Below are 20818 nucleotides of genomic sequence, written 5' to 3'. Positions count from 1 at the left end.
GGTGACCGGAGGCCGTACCGGACAACCGGGGGCGCGGCGCTGAAGTTCGGGTCTCAGCCCGTTCTCAGAGCGATGTCAGCGCCCTCGTGTTGCATGAGTCCAGTTCACGGCCGACCGGTAAGGGAGATCAGCAGTGATCGTCGTCGGTTACAACGGATTCACCCGAGGCGCCGAACTCTTCGCCGGCCTCTACGGGGCCACGGGCAGGGACCGCCACAGCATCCTCGGCCACGACGCCGCGGTGGCGCTGATGATCGACGGCGAGCTGGTCGTGGCCGTGGAGGAGGAACGGCTCAACCGGGAGAAGAAGACCTCGGACTTCCCCATCGAGTCCCTGCGCTACTGCCTGGACCAGGCGGGGGTGGCGATCGACCAGGTGGACAGGTTCGCCTTCCCCTGGTCCTTCCCCTCGTCCACGGTCACCACGATGATCAACGCGATCGCCGCCACCGAGCTGCCGGACGCGGCCAAGTTCGACCGGCTGCGCAGGTTCGGCGACCTCCACACCGGAATCCTGAGCCACCAGGCCATCCGGGCCGACCTCGCGGCGAGGACCGGCTTCGACGTGCCGGCGGAGAAGATCGTCACGGTCCCCCACCACCTGGCGCACCTCAGCTGCGGCCGCCACTTCAGCGACGGCGGGGACGCCGCGTTCCTCATCAGCGACGGCCGGGCGGAGATGTGCTCCGCCATCGCAGGCGAGATCCGCGACGGCGAGATCACCGTCTTCGACGACATGACGATCACCGTCACCCACTCGCTCGCGCTGCTGTACGGCGAGATCACCCGCTACCTGGGCTTCATGCCGAACAACGACGAGTACAAGGTGATGGGCCTGTCGGCGTTCGCGGACACCGAGCAGCCCAACCCGCTGATCGAGCACGAGGTCGTGCAGCTGCTGCCGAACGGCCGCTACGCCCTCGCCATCCCGAACGACCCGGCCGGCACCAGGGGCTACTACGCCCTGCTGGACCGGATCTTCGGCGGTTCCGAGGACGTCCGGGAGGAACCGTCCTACCAGGCCAGGGTGGCGCGGGCCGCGCAGGACATGGTGGAGGTCGTGACGGCACACCAGGTCGCGGAGCTCGAACGGCGGACCACCGCGCCGCAGCTGCTGATCGAGGGCGGCTTGGCGCTCAACTGCGTCAACAACACCAAGCTGCTGGAGAACTCCCGGTTCGCCGACGCGCACGTGAGCTTCGGGGCGAGCGACCCCGGCGTCGCGATCGGCGCGGCGGTGTACGCGGGCGGCACCACCACCCGCGACCCCTCCCCCTACCTCGGCCCGCATTACTCCGACGACGAGGTGGAAACCGTTCTGCGGCAGTACACCGACCGCGTCCGCTGGGTCGTGATGGACGACATCGCCGGTGAGACCGCCAAGCTGCTGACGGAGAAGACGGTCATCGGCTGGTTCCACGGCAGGACCGAGTACGGCCCGCGGGCGCTGGGCAACCGCAGCATCCTCGCGAACCCGAGCTTCCCCGACATCAAGGACATCATCAACACCAGGGTGAAGCACCGCGAGCCGTTCCGCCCCTTCGCCCCGATCGTGCTGGAGGACGACGCGGCGAAGGTGTTCGAGCTGGGCAAGAAGAAGTCCTCGCCGTACATGACGTTCGTGTTCCCGGTGAGGCCGGAGTACGTGAGCGTCATCCCCGGTGCGGTGCACGTGGACGGCACGTCGCGCATCCAGACGGTGACCGAGGAGGGCAACCCGCTGCTGGCGGAGCTGCTCGGCCGGTTCACCGAGCTGACCGGCATCCCCTGCCTGGTCAACACCTCGTTCAACGTCGCGGGCGAACCGATCGTGTGCTCCCCGCGCGACGCCGTCGAGTGCTTCCTCAACACCGAGATCGACCACCTGGTGCTCGGCCGGTTCCTGGTCTCGAAACAGGACTGACCCGCCGTGGCCGGGGGGAAGTCGGTGCGGGACATGCTGGAGCACGCGCTCGGCGAGCTCCTGGAGGCAGGCCGCAGGGAGGAAGCACTGGTGGAGGCCAGCATCGCGGCCGTCGAGTGCGCGCTGCGGCTCGTGACGGTCTCCGAGGGGGCGCAGCGGGGCAACCCGAACCTGGTCGAACCCACCAGGGAGGCGCTGGCGTCGGCCAGGGCCTCGGTGGTCGCCACCAGCTGTGCACTGTGGACGATGGACGACGAGCGCAGGGAACGCACGCATGAGCGGTGAGCGCACTCTCGCGACGGAGCTGGCCACCTGGGCCGCCCGGCTGACGTACGCGGACCTCCCCACCCGGATCACCGACTACGCGGTCAGCGCGGTCATCTCGCACCTGGGGGTGCTCCGGGCGGGCATCTCGCACCCGTTGGGGTGGAAGCTGCTGAAGGCGTTCGGCTCACCGCTGGCCGACGACCCGGCACGGGCCGCGCACGTGCTGGCCGGGCTGTCCTCGTGCCTGTACTACGAGGACAGCATGTACGTGGGGCACGTGACGCACTCGACGGTCAACGTGCCGCTGGCCTACCGCAGGCAGTCCGGTCTGGACGGACGCGCGCTGCTCGCCGCCGTGGTGGCGTCGAGCGAGTGCGCCGCGCGGGTCACCGCAGCGGCGGCGCTGGGCACGTTGCGCGGCCAGGGCGCGAGCTACGCGCAGCTGGTCGGCGCGGTGGCCGCGCGCTCCCACGCCCAGGGCGACCCGGTCGAGGCGTGGGTGAACGCGTGGGGCATCGCGCTGAGCGCACCGCCGTGGCCGCTGCGCAGGGCATTCCTGGGCAGCGACGCCAAGGTGCTGTCCGCGGCGGTGCCGGTGCGCATCGCGCTGGACGCCTGCGACGCCGCGGCGGCGGGGCTCACCGGCGCACCGGACCTGTTGGAGCACCCGAACGGGCTGCTGGCCAAGGTCTCCCAGGTCCCCTCGCCCGAGGTGATCACGAGCGGGTTCGGCGAGCGGTGGCACACCGAGACGCTGACGGTGAAGCTGCACCCCGCCGGTGCCTACGTGGACGCCGCGATCGACTGCGCGATGGCGTTGCACGACAAGCTGACCGCGCAGGACGCGGACGACATCGCGGAGGTCGAGGTGCGGGCGGCCGGGCTGACCATCGCCATGGACGCGGACGGCGCGCCGTACCTGGACCGGGAACGTTCGGCGATCATGGCGCTGAACCTCTCCGTCGGGTACAACGTGGCCACCGCGCTGCTCACCGGTGCCGTCACGCCCGCGGACCTGACCGGACCCGCCACCGCGGACCCGCGCCGCTGGGAGCTCGCCGAGCGGACGCGGCTGCGGTTCGACCCGGAGCTGAGCCGCAACCTGCTGCGGGCGACGGCCCCGCTGGGCGAGGCGGTCAGGCAGGCGGGCGAGCGGGCCCGCGGGTGGCTGGCCGACTTCTCCGGTGGCAGGGCCGCGCCACCGCCCGGTCCGCCCAGCACGACCTTCGAGAACGCGACCAAGGCCGTGGGTGCCGTGGTGACCCTCGTCTTCAAGGACGGCCGCAGGCTCACCGAGGGCCGTGCCCACGCCGCCGGCTCGGCCGGCGAGGAGACCAGGCGCGAGCACCGCGCCATGGCACGGGCGAAGCTGCTCGCGACCGGTGTCCCGCAGGAGGTGGCCGACGAGCTCGACCGGCTCCCCGAGCTCGACGCGCGGCAGCTCGACCACCTGATCCGCACCGCACTGACCGCCCACTGAGGAAGGACGTTCCGCCATGGCCGAACACACTCCGCGGTTCGCCTACCCGTTGCTGCGCACGAGTCCCGTGGACCCGCCGGAGGAGTACGCGCAGCTGCGCAGGGAACAACCGGTGTGCCCGGTCTCGCTCGCGACCGGTGACCCCGGCTGGATCGTCACGAGGCACGACGACGCGCGGGTCGTGCTGAACGACCGCCGGTTCAGCCGCGAGGCGGTGTTCCTGCCGGGCGTGCCCAAGGCGCAGCACGTGCTGCCCGACCCGAACAGCATGCTGAGCATGGACCCGCCGCGGCACACGCGGCTCCGCAAGCTCGCCAACCCCACGCTGACCGCGGCGAAGATCGACGCGATGCGCCCGCACCTGCAGAAGGTCACCGATGAGCTGCTGGACGGGCTGGCCGCGCAACCGCAGCCGGCCGACCTGCTGGAGCACCTGGCGCGGCCGCTGGCGCTGCGGATGATCTGCTCGATCCTCGGCGTGCCGTTCGCCGACCACCACCTGTTCGGCGGCTGGACCGACCGGTTCATGTCGCTGACCAAGTACCCCGGCGAGGAGATCGCCAAGGCCAACGCCGACATGCGCGCGTACTTCGCCAAGCTGATCGAGGACAAGCGGGCGGAGCCGGGCGACGACATGATCAGCTCGCTCGTCGCCAAGCACGACAGCGAGGGCGACGAGACGATCACCGAGACCGAGATCGTGAGCCTCGGCGTGCTGCTGCTGCTCGCCGGGCACGACACGACGGTCACCGTGCTCGGTTCGTCGGTGGTGACGCTGGTCCGCAACCCCGACCAGCTCGCGATGCTGCTCGAGGACCCGTCGCTCTACCCCGCCGCGGTCAACGAGATGGTGCGGCTCAACGGGCTGGGCGGCGGCACGTCCATCCGCGTCACGGTCGACGACGTGGAGCTGAGCGGGGTCAAGATCCCCTCGGGGTCGGCGGTGATCGCGTCGGTCGCGTCCGGCTGCCGCGACGAGTCCGTGATCGAGAACCCGGACACCTGCGACATCACCCGCGCCGAGACCACGCAGCTCGGGTTCGGCTTCGGGCCGCACTTCTGCATCGGCGCGAACCTCGCCAAGGCCGAGCTGGAGATCGCGCTGCGCGGCCTGTTCGACCGGTTCCCCGGCCTGCGGGTCGCGGTGCCGCTGGAGGAGCTGCGGTGGAAGGACTACGCCGCGCTCGGCGGGTGGGAGGAGCTCCCGGTCGCATGGGACTGAGCGCCGCGTTCTTCGACGTCGACGAGACGTTGCTGGCCGTCCGCAGCATGTTCCGCTTCCTGCAGCACCACCGGCCCGACCGGTTCACCGAGGTCACCACCCGGCTGCGCGCGCTCGCCGCGGCCGGGTGGTCGCGGGCGGAGGTGATCGGCGACTACTACCGCGTGTTCGCCGGTGAGGCGGTCGCGGAGCTGGCGGCGGCGGGCAGGGAGTGGTTCTCCGCGTACCCCGACCCGGAGGAGCTGTTCCTGCCCGCCCCGCTGGAGGCGTTCCGGTGGCACCGCGACCGCGGCGACCTCACCGTGCTGGTGTCCGGGTCGTTCGAGGTGTGCCTGGCTCCGATTGCCGCCTGGCTGGGCGCCGACCTCGTGCACGGCACCCGGCTCGCGGTGCGCGACGGGCGCTACACCGGTGAGGTCGTCACGCCGATGATCGGGCCGGACAAGGCCGACGTGGCGAACGCCGTGATGGCGGCGCACGGCCTGGACCCGGCGCTGTGCACCGCCTACGGCGACCACTCGACGGACCTGCCGATGCTGCTGGCCGTCGGCACCGCCGTGGTGGTGGGCGACGATCCGGTGCTGGTGGAGCAGGCAGCCGCGCGGGGGTGGACGCGGCTGCCTGCCGCGGCTGCTCAGACGCGTTCCATCTCCAGCAACCGCATCTTGCGCGGTAGCCCGCCGCCGTAACCGGTCAACGAGCCGTTCGCGCCCACGACCCGATGACAGGGCAGGATGATCGAGATCGGGTTGCGCCCGTTGGCGGCACCGACCGCGCGTGACGCGGTCGGCTTGCCGATGGCCAGGGCGATCGCGCCGTACGTCGTGGTGACACCGCACGGCACCGTGCTCAGCTCACGCCACACCTCCAGCTGGAAGGGCGTTCCCCGTGGCGCGAGCGGCACGTCGAACACCTTCAGCTCGCCGGCGAAGTACGCGTCCAGCTGGCGTTCCAGCTCCCCGAACAGGCCGGGGTCGCGCACCCAGTCGTCGGCGATCGCCGGCATGTACATCTGGTCCGGCATCATGTAGATGCCGGTGATCGACTCCCCGTCGCCCAGGAGCAGCAGCTCCCCGATGGGCGTGGGGGTGATGGTGAACCTGCGCGGTCCCCCGAGCGGGACCGCGAACTCCACGGGTGGCAGTGGTGCTGACGTCACCTGATCATGGTGGCGCATTCCCCGGCGCTTGACTGGCAGTTTTGCGACACGATCCGCACCGGGTCACGGCCCGGACGGGTGATGTCGCAAAACCGCCAGAGCCGCCCGGCGATCACTGCCATGGTCGACTCCATGACCCGGCCCGGCTTCACCACCGTCGTGCTGCTCGCGTGCGGAGCGACGTTCCTGTCGCTGCTCGACGCGACCATCACGAACCTCGCCATCACCGACCTGCACCGCACCTTCCCCGACGCCTCCGCCACCGACGTCACCTGGGTGATCTCCCTGTACGCGGTGCTGTTCGCGTCGCTGCTCGCACCCGCCGGCCGGCTCGCCGACGTCGTGGGACGGCGTTCGCTGTACACGTTCGGCGTGGGCCTGTTCACCGCGGCGTCGGTGCTGTGCGCCGTCGCCCCGACCCTGCCGGTGCTGCTGATCGCCCGCGGGCTGCAGGGCGTGGGCGCGGCCGCGATGATCCCCGCGTCGCTGGCCGTGGCGCTGGTCGACTCACCGCCGGAACGCCGTGCGGAGGCCATCGGCCTGTGGGCTGCCGCTGCCTCCGCTGCCGCGGCCGCCGGACCCGTGCTGGGCGGCGTGCTGATCGACGCGTTCGGCTGGCGGTCGGTGTTCCTGGTCAACCTGCCGCTGGGCGTCGCGCTGCTGCTCGGCATCCGCAAGACCGAGAAGTCCGCGCGGCACAGCGGGAAGCTGCCCGACCTGCTCGGCACGGCGGTGCTGGCGTGCGGTGTCGGCCTGCTCACCCTGGGCGTGACCGAGGGGCAGACCTGGCGCTGGGACTGGCGGGCGCTCACCGCGCTCGGCGCCGGCGCGGTGCTGCTGGCGGTCGCGATCGTGCGCTCGTGGCGGCACCCGGTGCCCGCGCTCGAGACGAGGCTGTGGCGCACCAGGACGTTCGCGCTGGCCAATGCCGTCTCGCTGTTCTTCGGCGCCTCGCTGTACGCGTGGCTGCTGATCGGCGCGCTGGTGCTGGTGAACGTCTGGCACATCTCGTGGCTGGTCGCCGGTCTGGTGATGAGCCCCGGCGCGGTGGTGTCCGCGATCGTGGCCGCCCGCGTCGGCAAGGTGCTGAGCAAGCGCAACCCGCGGCTGGTGGTGTCGGTCGGCGCCCTGCTGGTCGTGGCCGCCGGGGTGTGGCTCTACCTCGGGCTCTCCGCAGAGCCGCAGCTGTGGTCCCTGTGGCTGCCGGTGGGCCTGGTGGCCGGGCTCGGCATGGGCGCGGTGAGCACCGGTGTGTCGAGCGCGGCGGCGTTGTCCGTGCAGCCGACCCAGTTCGCCGGCGCGACCGGGCTGAACATGGCCGTGCGGCAGATCGGCGGGGCGCTGGGCATCGCCGCGCTGGCCGCGATCCTGCCCGTCGAGGTGTCGTCCGATCCCGTCCCGCACGGCCACGTGGCGCTCTTCTGCTGCGTGACGGCCGCGATCGCGGGTCTGATCAGCCTCGGCCTGTCCATCCACACCGGTGCGCCGGCACCGCGCGCGGAGACCGCGCTGAAGCGGTGATCTCAGTGGAATGTAAGGACCTTCTGGCAGCATCGGTGTCGAACGAGGAGAGATTTCCGTAGTGGCCCAACGGAGGTCGGGCTCGCCCGATCGAGGCCCCCGTGGCTTCCGCAGGTTCGAATCCTGCTCTCTCCGCTGACAGCGAAGGGACCCCCGCATGCCGGTGATCATCACCAATCCCGTTGCCGGACAGGGTGGTCGGTCCCTCGCAGACGAGGTCGCCGGTACGTTCGCCACGGCGGACGTGCTGGTCACCGAGTACCCGGGACACGCGGAGGAGCTCGCCACCAAGGCGGCCGCCGACGGCGCCGACCTCGTCGTCGCGGTCGGCGGTGACGGCACCGTGCGCGAGGTCGCCTCCGGGCTCGTCCGGGCGGCCGGCGAGGCGCCACCGCTGCGGATCGTGCCCGCGGGCACCGGCAACTCAACCTACCGCGAGCTCTGGTCGGACCTGCCGTGGCGGGAGGCGCTGCGGGCGCCGTCGCGGGTCGCCCGGCTCGACGTGGGCTGGGTGCTGGAGACCGACCGCTACTTCCTGCTCGGCGCGTGCACCGGTCTGGTCGCGCAGGCGCTCGTGAGCGCCGCGCGGCTGACGCAGCACCACGGCCGTGAGCGCTACCAGCGGGCCGTCGCCGAGACCATCGCCACCTTCACGCCCTACCCGGGCCGGGTGCTCGTAGACGACCGGCTAGTGCACGACGGCACCGTGGTGCTGGCCAACGTCGGCGGCGGCCGGTTCCGCGGCGGCCGGTTCATGGTGCTCCCCCACTCCCTGCTCGACGACGGGCTGCTCGACGTCTGCGTCGTGAGCGGTGAGCTCGACCCGAAGGCGCTGCCCGGCCTGACCGCCGACGGCAGCCACGTCCACCGTCCCGAGGTGACCTACGTCCGCGGCCGCCGGTTCGTGCTCGAACGCACCGACGGCGAGCCGCTGGTGTTCGAGCACGACGGCGAGCTGCAGACCACGCCCGAGTCGCGGTACACGATCGAGGTCGTGCCCGGCGCGCTGCCCGTGGTCGTCCCCTCCGAACCTGTGGAGAGTTCCTGATGGACAGCACGAACTGGACGTTCCCCGCGGCCGGCGACACCTACTTCAGCTGGGACTACGACTCCGGCCGCGAACGGCTGCTGAGCCTGTACCAGAAGGGCAAGGACAAGCAGTGGGACAGCGTCAAGCGGATCGACTGGGACATCGAGGTCGACCCGTACGACGTGCTCGGCACACCGGAGAACACGCTGGCGCTGTACGGGTCGCGGCAGTACGAGAAGCTGAACGACCAGGAGCGCAAGGTGATGCGCCAGCACATGGCGTCGTGGGAGTTCAGCCAGTTCCTGCACGGTGAGCAGGGCGCGATGATCACCTCGGCGCGGATCGTGCAGTCGGTGCCCGACATCGATGCCAAGTTCTACGCCGCCACGCAGGTGATGGACGAGGCGCGGCACGCGGAGGTGTTCTCCAAGTTCCTCGACGAGAAGATCGGGCTGACCTACCCGATCAACCCGCACCTCAAGTCGTTGCTGGAGGACGCGCTCAACGACTCCCGCTGGGACATGCCCTACCTGGGCATGCAGGTGCTGATCGAGGGGCTCGCGCTGGCCGCGTTCGGCATCCTGCGGGACAAGACGAACAAGCCGCTGCCCAAGCAGATCCTCGCGTACGTCATGCAGGACGAGGCGCGGCACGTGGCGTTCGGCCGGCTCGCGCTGAAGGACTACTACGCCGAGCTGTCGGCGAAGGAACGGGCCGAGCGCGAGGAGTTCGTCATCGAGGGCTGCTACCTGATGCGCGACCGGCTGCGCATGCAGGAGGTGTGGGAGAACCTCGGGTTCGACATGGCCGAGTGCATGGAGCTGATGAACAAGGGCCCGCGCATGCGCGCTTTCCGGTCGTTGCTGTTCGCGCGGATCGTGCCGTGCGTGCGCGACATCGGCCTGTGGGGCCCTGCCGTGCAGAAGGCCTACGACGACATGGGCGTGCTGGACATGGCGAACAAGGACCTGCTGAAGCTCATGGCGGCCGACGAGGACCAGGCGGAGCAGCTCGACCGGGAACGCCGGGAGCTCCAGGAGCGCCAGGCCGAGATCGACGAGACCATCTCGATGGCGGCGGCCGACTGATGCGCGTGCTGGCCGCGGTCACCACCGGTGGCCCGCTGAGCGTGGAGAAGATCTCGCTGCGCGCCCCCGGTCCCGGCGAGGTGCGGGTCCGCCTGACCGCCGCCGGTGTCTGCCACTCGGACCTGTCGCTGGCGCAGCGGACGCTGCCGCACCCGTTGCCCGCCGTGCTGGGGCACGAGGGCACCGGCGTGGTGGCCGAGGTGGGACCGGACGTCACCGGTGTGCGGGTGGGCGACCACGTGGTGCTGAGCTGGCGGCCGGCCTGCCGGTCGTGCCGGTGGTGCCTGCGCGGTCAGCCCTTCCTGTGCACCCGCGGGGACGAGGCGTCACGCCGCCCGCTGGGCACGTGGCAGGACGAACCGGTGTACCCCGGTCTCGGGGTGGCCGCGTTCGCCGAGCAGACCGTGGTGCCCGCCGAGGCCGTGGTCGTGGTGCCGTCCGACCTCCCGCCGGAGACCGCCGCCCTGCTGGGGTGCGCGGCGCTCACGGCGTACGGGGCGGTGCGGCGCAGCGCGCGGGTCGCGCCCGGTGACTCGGTCGCCGTGATCGGCACCGGTGGTGTCGGGCTCATCGCGGTGCAGGCGGCCAGGTTGAGCGGCGCCGAGCGGATCATCGCGGTCGACGCCTCACCGGCCAAGGAGTCCGCCGCCCGCGCCTGCGGTGCCACGGACTTCCTCCTGGCCGGCGAGTCGGCCCGGTCGCTCGTGGACGGCGGTGTCGACCACGCCATCGAGTGCGTGGGCAGCGCGGAGACGATCCGGCAGGCGTGGGACATGACCCGCCGCGGCGGTGTCACCACGGTCGTCGGTGCGGGCGGGAAGAGCCAGCAGGTCACCTTCTCCGCCCTGGAGCTGTTCCACTCCGCGCGCACGCTCGTCGGCTGCCTGCACGGCAACACCGATCCCGCTCGCGACCTGCCGGAGCTGCTGGAGCACGTCCGGACCGGCGCGATCGACCTCGACGTCGTGGTGACCGACCGGATTCCGCTGGAACGGGTCGGTGAGGCGTTCGAGCGGATGGAGGCCCGCACCGGCGGGCGTTCGCTGATCGTCTGGTAGCCCCTCTGGGCGCCACCCGACTGGTCCTGGTCGTTCCCGACGACCAGGACCAGTCGCGTCAGGGGCGGGTGAGCACCAGCACGGCGTTCTGGCCGCCGAACCCGAACGAGTTGCTGACCGCCACGTCGACCGTCGCCTCCCTGGCGATCTTCGCGACGACGTCCACCTCGATCTCGGGCGCGATGTTGTCGAGGTTCGCGGTGGGCGGGATGAGCCGGTCGCGCACGGTCAGCGCCGTCGCCACCGCCTCGATCGCCCCCGCTGCGCCCAGGGCGTGGCCGACGACGCCCTTGATGGACGTGACGGCCGGCCGGTCCCCCAGCACGCGGCGGATCATCCTGGCCTCGGCGACGTCGTTCAACGGCGTCGAGGTGCCGTGCGCGTTGACGTGGTCGACCTCGCCGGCACCGATCTGCGCGTCCCGCAACGCCGCGAGCACCGCCAGTTCGGCACCGGCGCCGTCCGGGTCGGGCGCGGTCGGGTGGTGCGCGTCGGCCGAGGCGCCGTACCCGCTGACGCACGCGTGGATGCGCGCGCCGCGGGCACGGGCGTCCGCGACCCGTTCCAGCACCAGCACCGCCGCGCCCTCCGCCGGCACGAAGCCGTCCCGGTCGACGTCGAACGGCCGGGACGCCACGTCCATCTCGTCCCCGCGCGCCGACAGCGCGCCCATCTGGCTGAACCCGGAGATGATCGACGGCACCAGGCACGCCTCGGTGCCGCCGGTGATCACCACGTCGCACCTGTCGTTGCGCAACAGGTCCCTGGCCACACCGACGGCGGTGGTGCCGGAAGCGCACGCCGTGGCGGTCACCAGGCTGGGTCCCTTCGCCCCGCACTGGATCGCGACGTAGCCGGCGGACATGTTCATCGACAGCATCGGGATGAGCATCGGCGACACCTCCAGCGGACCGTTGTCGCGCAGGACGTTGTGCTGCTTCTCCCATGCCGCGGCGCCGCCGATGCCGTTGCCCAGCACCACCGCCACCCGCTCGCCGTTCCACCGCGCCGGGTCCAGACCGGAGTCCGCCAGCGCCTCGGCCGCGGCGGCCATGGCCATCTGGGTGCTGCGGTCCAGCCGCCACGCGGTGCGCTTGCCGAGGGCCGCGATCGCGTCGAAACCGTCGGCCTGGCAACCGAAGTCCGCCGGGGTGCCCGCGAGCGCGGGCACCTTCGTGGCGGCGGTCGCCGAGCCGAGCAGGATGCGTTCCCACGCGGCGGCCGCGCCGACTCCGGCGGACGTCACCAGCCCGACCCCGGTGATCGCGGCGTCGAACCGGCCGGGCGTCACACCTTCACGCCCTTGCCCACGATCAGCTCCGCGGTCTGGGCGATGGTGAAGTCGGGGCTGACCTCGTCGTCGGCGATCTCGACGCCGAACTCCTTCTGCACCACCAGCACGAGCTCGACCAGGCCGAGCGAGTCGACCTCGAGCTCGTTGAACGTGTGGTGCGGCTGGATCTCGTCCTCCTCCATGCCCATCACGTCCATCAGCATCTTGACCAGCCGGTCGTAGACGTCGTTCATCTGCGTTTCCTTCCACTCAGGTCAGGGACAGGTCCGGCCAGCGCAACGCGCAGGCGCCCCAGGCGAGTCCGCCGCCGAAACCGGTCAGCAGCACGCGGGTGCCCGGCGCGAGCCGGGCGTCGGAGAGGGCGAGCGGGATCGACGCGGCGGCGGTGTTGCCGACCCGGTCGAGGTGCACGGCGCACCGGTCGCGGGACACGCCGAGCTGGCCCGCGACGGCGTGGATGATGCGCAGGTTCGCCTGGTGCGCCACCAGGACGTCCGGTTCGGCCCAGCCGGCGGTCCGCAGGGCGGTGCGCGCCGACTCGGTCATGCGTTCGACCGCGTGCCGGAACACCGCGCTGCCGCGCATCCGGAAGTACGGGTCGGTGCCGAACGGGTCGCGCGCGCCGCCGGACGGGATGGTGATCATGTCGTGGCCGGTGCCGTCGCTGCCGAGCTGCACGGGGCCGAGCGCGCCCAGCTCGTCCGGCTCGCCCGCCCGCAGCACGACCGCTCCCGCGCCGTCACCGAAGATGACCCGCGTGCTGCGGTCGGCGGGGTCGAGGATGCGCGAGTAGGTCTCCGCGCCGATCAGCAGGACCCGCTCCGCGGCACCGGACGCGATCAGCCCCGCGCTGATGCCGAGCCCGTACAGGAAACCCGTGCACACGGCCTGGACGTCGAACGCCGGCACGGTGCCGAGCCCGAGCCGCGCCGACACCAGCGGTGCCGTCGCCGGGCACCGCTGGTCGGGTGTCGTCGTGGCGAGCACGACGGCGTCCACGGACGCGGCACCCGCCGACTTCAACGCCCGCGCACCGGCCTCGACGGCCAGGTCGGACGTCGCGAGGGACGGGTCGGCGACGTGCCTGCTGCGGATGCCGGTCCTGGTCGTGATCCACTCGTCGGAGGTGTCCAGCTCGGCGGCCAGGTCGTCGTTGGTCACGACCGCGGGTGGCAACCAGGCGCCGAGGCCGCACAGGACGGCGGTCACACCTTCCCCAGATCGCGGACGTCGTCGCTGACCTCGCCCAGGTAGTCGGAGACCTCCAGGTACGAGCGGGCCAGCGACACCTCGACGTAGGGCAGTCCCTGGCGCAGGCAGAAATCCTTCACCAGCGGCTGGGCGCGGTGCAGGTTGCTGCGCGGCATCGACGGGAACAGGTGGTGCTCGATCTGGTAGTTCAGCCCGCCGTAGAAGAAGTTCGTGACCCGGCTCGGCAGCATGTTGCGCGAGGTCACCACCTGGCGGGTCAGCCAGTCGAGCTCCTCGGACTCGCCGTCGCGCACGGGCAGGCCCTTGTGGTTGGGCGCGAACAGCAACCCCATGTAGAAGCCGAAGAGCGCCTGGTGCACCACGATGAACGCGAGCGCCTTCAGCGGCGACATCACCAGGAACACGGCCACGAGGTACACGACCAGGTGCAGCGTGATGACGACGAGCTCCGCGTTGCGGTACCTGGTCAGCGCGCCCTTGCTGGCGGCGACGTAGCCGGACAGGTGCAGCCGCACGCCCTCCATCATGATCAGCACGTAGAACATCCACGACTGGTGGCGCACCACGAACCGGGAGAACGCGCTGGTGCGGCTGGCGCTCTGGCTCTTGTCGAAGATCACCTGCCTGCGCAGGATGTCCGGGTCGAGCGAGAGGTGGTTCGGGAAGTTGTGGTGCTTGGTGTGGTGCCCGACCCACCAGCCGAAGCTGACGCCGGTGAGCACGTTGCCGTGCACGTAGCCGATCACCTCGTTCGGCGTCTTGGTGCGGAAGATCTGCCGGTGGCCGGCGTCGTGGCCGATGAGGTCGGTCTGCGCGAAGCAGAACGCCAGGTAGACCGCGACCGCGAGCTGCCACCACGAGTCGCCGACGAGCACGAACGCCACCCAGCCCGCCGCGAGCAGCACCAGGTTCGAGATGATCTTGATCGTGTAGTAGACGGGCCGGGAGTCCATCAGCCCGGCTTGCTTGACGATCCTGGTGATCTCGGCCAGCGCGGTCGGCGGCTGGCTCTTGATCGAGGTCATGCCGTTCCTCCCTCCAGTCCCATGTAGGCGAGCCGGACGCGCTGCATCTGGTCGGTCCACTCGTGCGCGGTGCCGACCCGTTCCTCGACGGTGGTGTCGGCGAGCCGCCTGCCCGGCCAGATCTCGTAGTCGCCGAGCAGGTGCCCGTGCAGGCGGATGCCCTCCTGGAACAGGGACTCGCGGCGCACCAGCATGTCCTCGGTCGGCAGCTTCGCCCACAGCTCGTAGCCGTGCTGCATCAGCTCCAGCACGCGTCCCCTGGCCTCGGGGTTGTGCCGCAGGTAGTCGCGGGCGATGGCGCTGCCGACGGTGAGGTGGCGGATCTCGTCGATGCCCGCGCCGCGTTCGATCTCCGCGGCGGCCGGGTCGAAGACGCGCCACTTGCGCTCGCTCAGCTCGGCCGCCGGTGCCAGCACGCCCTCGACCAGCACGGTCAGCACGACCACGCCGCCGATGAAGTCGCCCTCGTCGCGCAGCACCCGCAGGCCGAGCTCCTCCAGCGGCACGAGGATGCGGTCGCGGTCGGTCTCGGCGAGCCGGTCGATGGTGGACCACAGGTCCTGCGCGGCGACGCCCAGCTCCAGCAGGTGGTTGCGGAACACCATGGCGTGCCGCGCCTCGTCCATCAGCTGGGTGGCGTAGAACTCCATGGACGCGTTGTCCGGTGCGAGCGCCACCAGGTAGGAGATCGCCCGCGTGGCCTTCTCCTCCGCGATGGAGCGGAACGCGAGCTCCTGGGTGAGCGCGTCGTTGAGCGGGCCGGGTTGCGCGGTGACGTCGAGCGGCACCACGTCCGGCGCGTGCCCGAGCACGTGACCGCGCAACGTTCCCTGCGGCACGTTGCCGAACCAGTACTTCAGGTCGCAGGTCTCGGCCGTGAGGTCGAGGCTCATCGCACCGTCGACGAGCGAGGGAGCGTTCTCCCAGTCGGCCTCGGCGGGAATCGTCGTGCGGTCGGACACCGTCAGCTCCTCGGGTCGGTTCGAAAGGTGTTCGAGAGCGGGGCACCCGCACCGAGCTCGGCGCGCAGCACGCGGCCCAGCACGAGGACGTGGTCACCGGTGGGCACCACCCGGTCGACCGTGCACTCCAGCCAGCCCGCGGCGTCGGCGAGCAGCGGCACCTCGGTGCCCTCCCGCCACACCTCCGGCTGCCCGCGTCCCCTGGTCGCGCTGGCGAAGTAGCGGGCGAGGTCGGCCTGCCCCTCCGCGAGCCGGTTGACGGCGAACCGCCCGGCCGCCAGCAGGGCGGCGAGGCCGCGGCTGCCCGAGCGCAGCGCGAACGACACCATCGGCGGGTCGACCGAGGCGAGGGCGAGCGTGCTGACCGTGACGCCGTGGACGGACGGCCCGGTGCCACAGCTGAGCACCGCGACACCGTTGGTGAAGTGCCGGCTGAACCTGGGCACCGTGCCGACGCTCACCGCGTGCCCACCAGCTCGGTCACCCCGCGGTCGGCGGCGTCGAGCTCGGCGCGGAACCGCAGCCACGCCGGGTGGGCGACCGGTTCGAACGACAGCACGAACGGCTTGAGCAGGTTGCCGAACAGCGCGCGGTCGCCGAAGAGGTGGATCGGCAGGGCGAGCAACGCCCACTCCGGTCCGATGAGGACGATCCACGCGATGGCGACGAGTCCCTGCGTCACCAGGCTGTGCATGGTGTTGTAGAGGACGTAGTAGACCTTGGGGATCTTCTTGTCGGCGCTGCGGTGGTAGGCGACCGCCCCCGGCAGGTAGCCGATCAGGTCGATGTAGAGGAACAACCCGATCGCGGGCAGCCAGCGCACCTCGCCGATGTGCCAGAAGAACAGCACGACGGCGACGACGAGACCGAGCCCGTACTCCGCGCGCAGCAGGTTGTACGTGGTGCGGGTGGTGAACGTGTTCTTGGCGTCCATCACCGCACCCCCGCCGCGAGTGCGAGTGCGGCGTCGTCGCCCACCACGTCCACCCGGTCGAACAGGCCGGCCACCGCGCGGACGATGGTCTCCTTCAGCACCCGCTCGGCGATCGGGTCGAGCAGCCCGGCGAGGCTCGGGATGCCGAAGTCGAACCCGGCCGTGAACGCGACGGCGCTGCCGGTGCCGTGCGGTGTCACCACCCAGGTGCCCGCGAACTCGGCGAAGTCGCCTTCGAGCTGCTCGAACGTGATCGTCAGCGCGTCCGCGTCGAACCGGTCGACCTCGGTCCAGCGCAGGATGCCGTTGCGGAAGAAGACCTCCCAGTCGCTGTGGTCCTCGCCGGGGCCGACGGGCCGGACGCTGACCGAGCGCACGACGTCGATCAGGTCCGGGTACGCGGCGAAGTCGGAGATCCGCTCGAACGTGGTCGCCGGGCCGACGTCGGCGACGAGGATCGTCACCTGCGCGTCACGCATGGGTCTGCACCCCTTCCGGGTATCGGGCGGCCTGCACCGCGCACGCGCGGTCCAGCGCCTCGTAGAGGAAGTCGAGCTCGTCGCGGGTCAGCACCGCGGGCGGCGTCAGGCGCAGGACGAGGTGGGAGTTGAGCGAGTGGTTGGCGATCACGCCGTGCTCGACGAGCTCGATCAGCAGGTCGCCGGCGAGACCGGGTTCGGTGAACTCGACGCCCATCAGCAGGCCGCGGCCGCGCACCTCGCGCACCAGGTCGCCGAAGTGGGCGTGCACGATCCTGCGCACCTGCCCGAGGATCTCCTCGCCGAGCACGCGGGACCGTTCGACGAGGTTGTCCTCCTGGATCGCCTCGATCGCGCCGCGGGCCGCCGCCATCGCCAGCGGCACACCGGAGAACGTCGAAGTGTGCAGGAACGGGTCGCGGTCGAGCGCGCGGAACGCCCGTGCGGTGGCCACGACGGCGGCGACCGGGACGACACCGCCGCTGAGCCCCTTGCCGACGAGCAGCAGGTCCGGCGTGACGCCCTCGGTGTCGACGCCCCACCACGAGCCGAGCCGGCCGAGACCGGTCTGGATCTCGTCGACCACGAGCATCGCGCCGTGCGCGCGGCAGGAGTCCGCGACCGCCCGCAGGTAACCCGGCGGTGGCAGCACCACCCCCGCCTCGCCCTGCACCGGTTCGACGAACACGCAGGCCTCGCCCGGCATCGTCGCGAGCAGCGCGTCGAGGGCCTCGGCGTCGCCGTACGGGACGTGCGAGGTGCCGGGCAGCAGCGGCAGGAACGGTTGCTGGAACACGTCCTTGCCGGTGAGGCTCAGCGCGCCCATGGTCTTGCCGTGGTAGCCGGACCCCATCGCGACCAGCCGCCGCTTGCCGTTCGTGCGGGCGATCTTGATGGCGGTCTCGACGGCCTCGGCGCCGGCACCGGAGAAGTGCACGCGTTCCAGTCCCGGCGGTGAGACGGACACCAGGGCGTCGGCCGCGAGCGCCGCCTGCGGTTCGAGGAAGATCCGCGTCGACACCGGGTGCCTGCTGAGCTGCGCGAGCACGTGCCGCAGCACCGTCGGGTGCCGCGCGCCCATCAGGAACACGCCGTAGCCGCCGCAGTTGAGGAACCGGCGGCCCTCCTGCGTGGTGACCCAGGCGCCCTGCGAGCCCACCTCGACGTGCCCGCCGAACATCTCGCCGAGCGTCGCGCGGCCCTTGCTGAGCCTGGACCGGTACAGCCGGCCGAGTGCCTCGCGGTCGGGCGTGGCGGTGTCCAGCACGCTCATGACCCACTTCCCAGTCGCAGCGGCTGCCCGCCGACGTGTGCGAGGAACGGAACGGTGAAGCTGCCGCGCGAGGGCGGGTGGAACGCGAGCGCGTGCGTGACCGCTGCCAGGTAGGCGACCTCGGGCGAGGAGATGAACGCCATGCCGCCCAGCAGCTCGACCGCGCGGTTCACGGTGTCGGTCAGCGCGTCCTGCGCGGCGTACCTGGCGACGAGCGTCTTGCCCAGTGCGACGTCGTCCACCTCACCGGCCATGATCATCCTGGCCATGCCCTCCAGCAGCAGCGTCGCGGACTCCAGCCGCAGCACCACCGCCGCCCGGTCGGACTCGCTGCCCTTGGCCGCAGCGAACACGCGTTCCACCAGCGCGCTCGCCATGCCGAGGTAGGACGAGGAGATCAGCAGCTCGAACCAGATGAAGCCGATGGTCTGCAGGTCGTCCAGCTCGTCGCGGGCCGCGTCGGTGCGCATCAGCAGCTGCTCGTCGGCGAACACGTCGGTGAGCCGGATCTCGTCGCTCTCCGCACCGGCGAGCGCCCAGCTCGACCAGAACGGGTGCACCGTGATGCCCTCGCTCTGGCGGGGCAGCAGCAGCACCGCCATCTCCTGCTGACCGTCGTCGCCGGTCACCGACACGCTGGCGGTCAGCAGGTCGAAGGACCGGGACAGGCTGCACGGCTTCTTCGAGCCGTTGATGAGGTACCCGCCCTCGGCCTTGACCGCGGACATCGTCGGCGTGAGGATGCCCTGCCCCGGCTTGCCCTCGGCGAACCCGGAGGCCACCAGCAGGCGTTGCGTGGCAACGCCTTCCAGCAGCGCCCACTCCATCCCGCTCGACTTCACGCTCTCCGCCAGGGTGAACAGCGTCGCCACGGAGAAGTGGTGCATGGTCGTGGCGACCGCCAGCGAGGGCGCGCGGGAGGCCAGGGCGCGGGTGACGGCCATGGCCTGCAACGGGTCCGCGCCGGCGCCCGCGTACGCCCGCGGGATCACCAGCCCCGGCCCGCCGGCCGCGCGGAAGAGCGCGATGGCGGAGGACTCCGGTCCTTCCAGCTCATCGAGCTCCAGCGCGGCGAGCTGGTCCTGCAGGCCGGGGAGGAACGCCTCGCACGTCTCGCGAGCGGCGTCCAGTGCACGCATGGGTGGTCCCTTCAGTTCGCCGTGCCCAGTGCCGCCTGCCACGCGCCGAAGATCGCGTCCCTCGGACGGATGCCGGTGGCGATGCTGACACCCTGCAGGTGGGAGGTGCGCAGGATCGGGTAGTTGGCCTCGCCGAACACGCCGCCGGTGAGCCCGGTGCCGCCGTGGGTCGGGAGGTAGGGCAGGAAGCCGATGTGCGAGTCGTTGACCTTGAGCAGGCCACCGCCGTTGATCCGGTCGACGAACCGTTCGACGACCTCGGGGTCGTTGGCCCACACCGAGTTCCGCAGCCCGTACCGGTTGCTGTTGACGAAGTCGACGAACCGGTCGAGCAGCACCTCGTCGCTCGCGGGCTCGGCCACGACCAGCGGCAGCAGCGGGAAGAACGTCTCCTCGCGCACCGCGTCGACCTCGCGGGCGCCCTCCAGTCCGCGCACGAGCACCACCGTCGGTTCCAGGAAGACGCCGTTGGGGTCCCTGGTCTCGTCGGTCTGCATCGCGTACCCGCCGCACACGAGCTCGGCGCCCTTGTCGAGCGCGTCGGCGAGCACGGCGAAGAACTTGTCGTTGCGCAGCACCGGGGTGAGCAGCACGTCCTCCTCGGAGGCCGGGCCGGGGCGGATGTGCAGCGCGGTGCGGACCAGCAGCCGGACCAGCTCGTCGGCGACGTCCGGGTGGACGAGCACGTGGTTGGGGATCATGCAGAGCTGGCCGGAGCCGAAGAAGCTCTCCGACAGCGCCTCCGCCGCCAGCTCCAGGTCCGCGTCCTTCCAGACCACGACGGCGTCGTTGCCGCCCAGCTCGAGGATCGGCTTCTTGCCGGCGGAGACGCAGCGGTCCTGGAAGCGGATGCCGTTCTCGCTGCTGCCGAAGTACATGATGTCGTCGACGAGGGGGCTGTCCACCCAGACGTTGAGCATCGGCGCCGGGTCGCCGCACACCACGTTCAGCGTGCCGGGCGGTGCGCCGATCTCCTCCAGCGCCGGCACCACGACCTCGTGCAGCACGTACATGACGCCCAGTGGTGCGCTGCGCGGGGCGCGGACGACCAGCGAGTTGCCGGCCATCAGCGACGTGACGCCGAGCAGCGCGCTCGACAGCGGCGCGTTCTGCGGCGGGTTCAGGCACACCACGCCGTCGGGCTGGCGGCGCACCAGGATGCGCCGCTCACCGTGCTGGAACTCCTGGCGCATCTGGGACCGGTAGAAGGCCAGCGACTCCGGCCCGTAGCACTCCAGCATCCCGGACACCTGCCAGCGCGCGAGCGCCAGCGGGTGGCCCTCCTGCACGAGGACCTCGGTGATCTCACCGGCCTTCTCGACGAGCCGGGCGTGGATGAGCTTGCCCAGCTCCTCCAGCCTGGTGTCCAACGGGAACGCCGCCCACACCGGTTGCGCGCGGGCCGCGGCCTCGACGGCCCGGTTCACGGTCTCGCGGTCGGCCTTCGCCACCTGCCCGACGATCGAGGCGGGCAACGCGTCGGGGAGGTGCGCGCCGTCTTCCAGCCTGCGCTTCAGCGTCAGGCTGGCGAAGACGTCGTCGAGCAGGCTCGCGGCGTCGACGACGTACACCCAACCGGCGCTGGAGACGTTCCGGCCGTCGACATAGGACAGATATGTGCGCATGGCTCGACGTGGCCCCCTGTTCTGTCGATGTGCCGGTGACTCTTCCAGCCGCCGCTGAGAACCCCCGGAGACAGCGCTGACACCGCGCTTTCAGCACGGTCTCCGGCTCGTCGGCGATGCTGGGCCCCTCCCGGCCACCGAAGGAGA

General features: G+C 71.3%; 22 protein-coding genes and 1 tRNA gene. 10 read left to right on the top strand and 13 right to left on the bottom strand.

The genetic code is table 11. The annotated features are described in order from the left end of the window. The first annotated feature begins 133 nt into the window (after positions 1-133). From AB0A63_RS10145 to AB0A63_RS10125, 5 genes are read left to right on the top strand one after another with little or no spacing between them, the layout of a single operon-like run. The gene (locus tag AB0A63_RS10145) at positions 134-1903 is read left to right on the top strand and encodes a carbamoyltransferase C-terminal domain-containing protein (RefSeq protein ID WP_360387870.1); all 1770 of its coding nucleotides are present in this window, start codon (positions 134-136) and stop codon (positions 1901-1903) included. Between the two features lie 6 nt (positions 1904-1909). Then, complete coding sequence (locus tag AB0A63_RS10140; RefSeq protein ID WP_360387868.1) at positions 1910-2188, top strand: hypothetical protein; 279 nt, start codon at positions 1910-1912, stop codon at positions 2186-2188. Beyond that, positions 2178-3650, top strand: a complete 1473-nt coding sequence (locus AB0A63_RS10135) for an MmgE/PrpD family protein (protein WP_360387865.1) — start codon at positions 2178-2180, stop codon at positions 3648-3650. Before AB0A63_RS10140 ends, AB0A63_RS10135 begins: the two co-directional genes overlap by 11 nt. Before the next feature lie 16 nt (positions 3651-3666). Continuing rightward, positions 3667-4872, top strand: coding sequence for a cytochrome P450 (locus tag AB0A63_RS10130; protein ID WP_360387863.1), 1206 nt, complete (start codon positions 3667-3669; stop codon positions 4870-4872). Beyond that, entirely contained in the window at positions 4863-5561 is a 699-nt protein-coding gene (locus AB0A63_RS10125; RefSeq protein WP_360387861.1) for an HAD family hydrolase, read from the top strand. Before AB0A63_RS10130 ends, AB0A63_RS10125 begins: the two co-directional genes overlap by 10 nt. On the opposite strand, the gene AB0A63_RS10120 is transcribed toward AB0A63_RS10125, so the two are convergent. Together AB0A63_RS10120 and AB0A63_RS10115 are read right to left on the bottom strand one after the other, a co-directional pair. Next, entirely contained in the window at positions 5507-6031 is a 525-nt protein-coding gene (locus tag AB0A63_RS10120) for a methylated-DNA--[protein]-cysteine S-methyltransferase (protein WP_360387858.1), read from the bottom strand. The genes AB0A63_RS10125 and AB0A63_RS10120 overlap by 55 nt on opposite strands. Next, complete coding sequence (locus AB0A63_RS10115; protein ID WP_360387855.1) at positions 6028-6153, bottom strand: hypothetical protein; 126 nt, start codon at positions 6151-6153, stop codon at positions 6028-6030. The genes AB0A63_RS10120 and AB0A63_RS10115 overlap by 4 nt, the downstream gene beginning before the upstream one ends. Positions 6154-6163: 10 nt before the next feature. Between AB0A63_RS10115 and AB0A63_RS10110 the strand changes: the two genes are divergently transcribed. The 5 genes from AB0A63_RS10110 (at position 6164) to AB0A63_RS10090 (ending at position 10728) form a co-directional block, all read left to right on the top strand. Beyond that, complete coding sequence (locus tag AB0A63_RS10110; RefSeq protein WP_360387852.1) at positions 6164-7552, top strand: MFS transporter; 1389 nt, start codon at positions 6164-6166, stop codon at positions 7550-7552. A gap of 46 nt (positions 7553-7598) precedes the next feature. Further along, positions 7599-7687: transfer RNA gene (locus AB0A63_RS10105), tRNA-OTHER, on the top strand. A gap of 22 nt (positions 7688-7709) precedes the next feature. Beyond that, positions 7710-8600 (top strand): diacylglycerol kinase family protein, encoded by an 891-nt coding sequence (locus AB0A63_RS10100; RefSeq protein ID WP_360387850.1) that lies wholly within the window; start codon positions 7710-7712, stop codon positions 8598-8600. Continuing rightward, entirely contained in the window at positions 8600-9670 is a 1071-nt protein-coding gene (locus AB0A63_RS10095; RefSeq protein WP_360387847.1) for a ferritin-like domain-containing protein, read from the top strand. The genes AB0A63_RS10100 and AB0A63_RS10095 overlap by 1 nt, the downstream gene beginning before the upstream one ends. After that, the gene (locus tag AB0A63_RS10090) at positions 9670-10728 is read left to right on the top strand and encodes an alcohol dehydrogenase catalytic domain-containing protein (protein WP_360387844.1); all 1059 of its coding nucleotides are present in this window, start codon (positions 9670-9672) and stop codon (positions 10726-10728) included. Before AB0A63_RS10095 ends, AB0A63_RS10090 begins: the two co-directional genes overlap by 1 nt. A gap of 58 nt (positions 10729-10786) precedes the next feature. Here AB0A63_RS10090 and AB0A63_RS10085 read toward each other — a convergent pair whose 3' ends face one another. Genes AB0A63_RS10085 through AB0A63_RS10035 form a run of 11 tightly spaced genes read right to left on the bottom strand, consistent with a single transcriptional unit; the run spans position 10787 to position 20671 of the window. Continuing rightward, complete coding sequence (locus AB0A63_RS10085; protein ID WP_360387842.1) at positions 10787-12019, bottom strand: beta-ketoacyl-[acyl-carrier-protein] synthase family protein; 1233 nt, start codon at positions 12017-12019, stop codon at positions 10787-10789. Next, positions 12016-12255, bottom strand: a complete 240-nt coding sequence (locus tag AB0A63_RS10080; protein WP_360387840.1) for an acyl carrier protein — start codon at positions 12253-12255, stop codon at positions 12016-12018. Before AB0A63_RS10080 ends, AB0A63_RS10085 begins: the two co-directional genes overlap by 4 nt. A 16-nt stretch (positions 12256-12271) precedes the next feature. Continuing rightward, on the bottom strand, positions 12272-13231 hold the full coding sequence (locus AB0A63_RS10075; protein WP_360387837.1) for a beta-ketoacyl-ACP synthase III: 960 nt from the start codon (positions 13229-13231) through the stop codon (positions 12272-12274). Continuing rightward, entirely contained in the window at positions 13228-14259 is a 1032-nt protein-coding gene (locus AB0A63_RS10070; protein WP_360387834.1) for an acyl-CoA desaturase, read from the bottom strand. Before AB0A63_RS10070 ends, AB0A63_RS10075 begins: the two co-directional genes overlap by 4 nt. Beyond that, positions 14256-15221, bottom strand: coding sequence for a VlmB-like protein (locus AB0A63_RS10065; RefSeq protein ID WP_360387831.1), 966 nt, complete (start codon positions 15219-15221; stop codon positions 14256-14258). The genes AB0A63_RS10070 and AB0A63_RS10065 overlap by 4 nt, the downstream gene beginning before the upstream one ends. Before the next feature lie 2 nt (positions 15222-15223). Beyond that, entirely contained in the window at positions 15224-15667 is a 444-nt protein-coding gene (locus AB0A63_RS10060; RefSeq protein WP_360387828.1) for a flavin reductase family protein, read from the bottom strand. A gap of 11 nt (positions 15668-15678) precedes the next feature. Continuing rightward, positions 15679-16155: a hypothetical protein gene (locus AB0A63_RS10055; protein WP_360387826.1), complete on the bottom strand. Its 477-nt coding sequence runs from the start codon at positions 16153-16155 to the stop codon at positions 15679-15681. Next, entirely contained in the window at positions 16155-16634 is a 480-nt protein-coding gene (locus tag AB0A63_RS10050; protein ID WP_360387823.1) for an SRPBCC family protein, read from the bottom strand. The genes AB0A63_RS10055 and AB0A63_RS10050 overlap by 1 nt, the downstream gene beginning before the upstream one ends. Continuing rightward, positions 16627-17907: an aminotransferase class III-fold pyridoxal phosphate-dependent enzyme gene (locus tag AB0A63_RS10045; protein WP_360387820.1), complete on the bottom strand. Its 1281-nt coding sequence runs from the start codon at positions 17905-17907 to the stop codon at positions 16627-16629. The genes AB0A63_RS10050 and AB0A63_RS10045 overlap by 8 nt, the downstream gene beginning before the upstream one ends. Next, positions 17904-19046: an acyl-CoA dehydrogenase family protein gene (locus tag AB0A63_RS10040; protein WP_360387818.1), complete on the bottom strand. Its 1143-nt coding sequence runs from the start codon at positions 19044-19046 to the stop codon at positions 17904-17906. Before AB0A63_RS10040 ends, AB0A63_RS10045 begins: the two co-directional genes overlap by 4 nt. A gap of 11 nt (positions 19047-19057) precedes the next feature. Continuing rightward, positions 19058-20671 (bottom strand): aldehyde dehydrogenase family protein, encoded by a 1614-nt coding sequence (locus AB0A63_RS10035; RefSeq protein ID WP_360387816.1) that lies wholly within the window; start codon positions 20669-20671, stop codon positions 19058-19060. Positions 20672-20818: the final 147 nt, after the last annotated feature.

It is taken from the genome of Lentzea sp. NPDC042327, from assembly GCF_040647275.1.
Classification (GTDB): domain Bacteria; phylum Actinomycetota; class Actinomycetes; order Mycobacteriales; family Pseudonocardiaceae; genus Lentzea.
The sequence above is the reverse complement of the archived record's forward strand: the minus strand, read 5'-3'. Positions and strand labels throughout refer to the sequence as shown.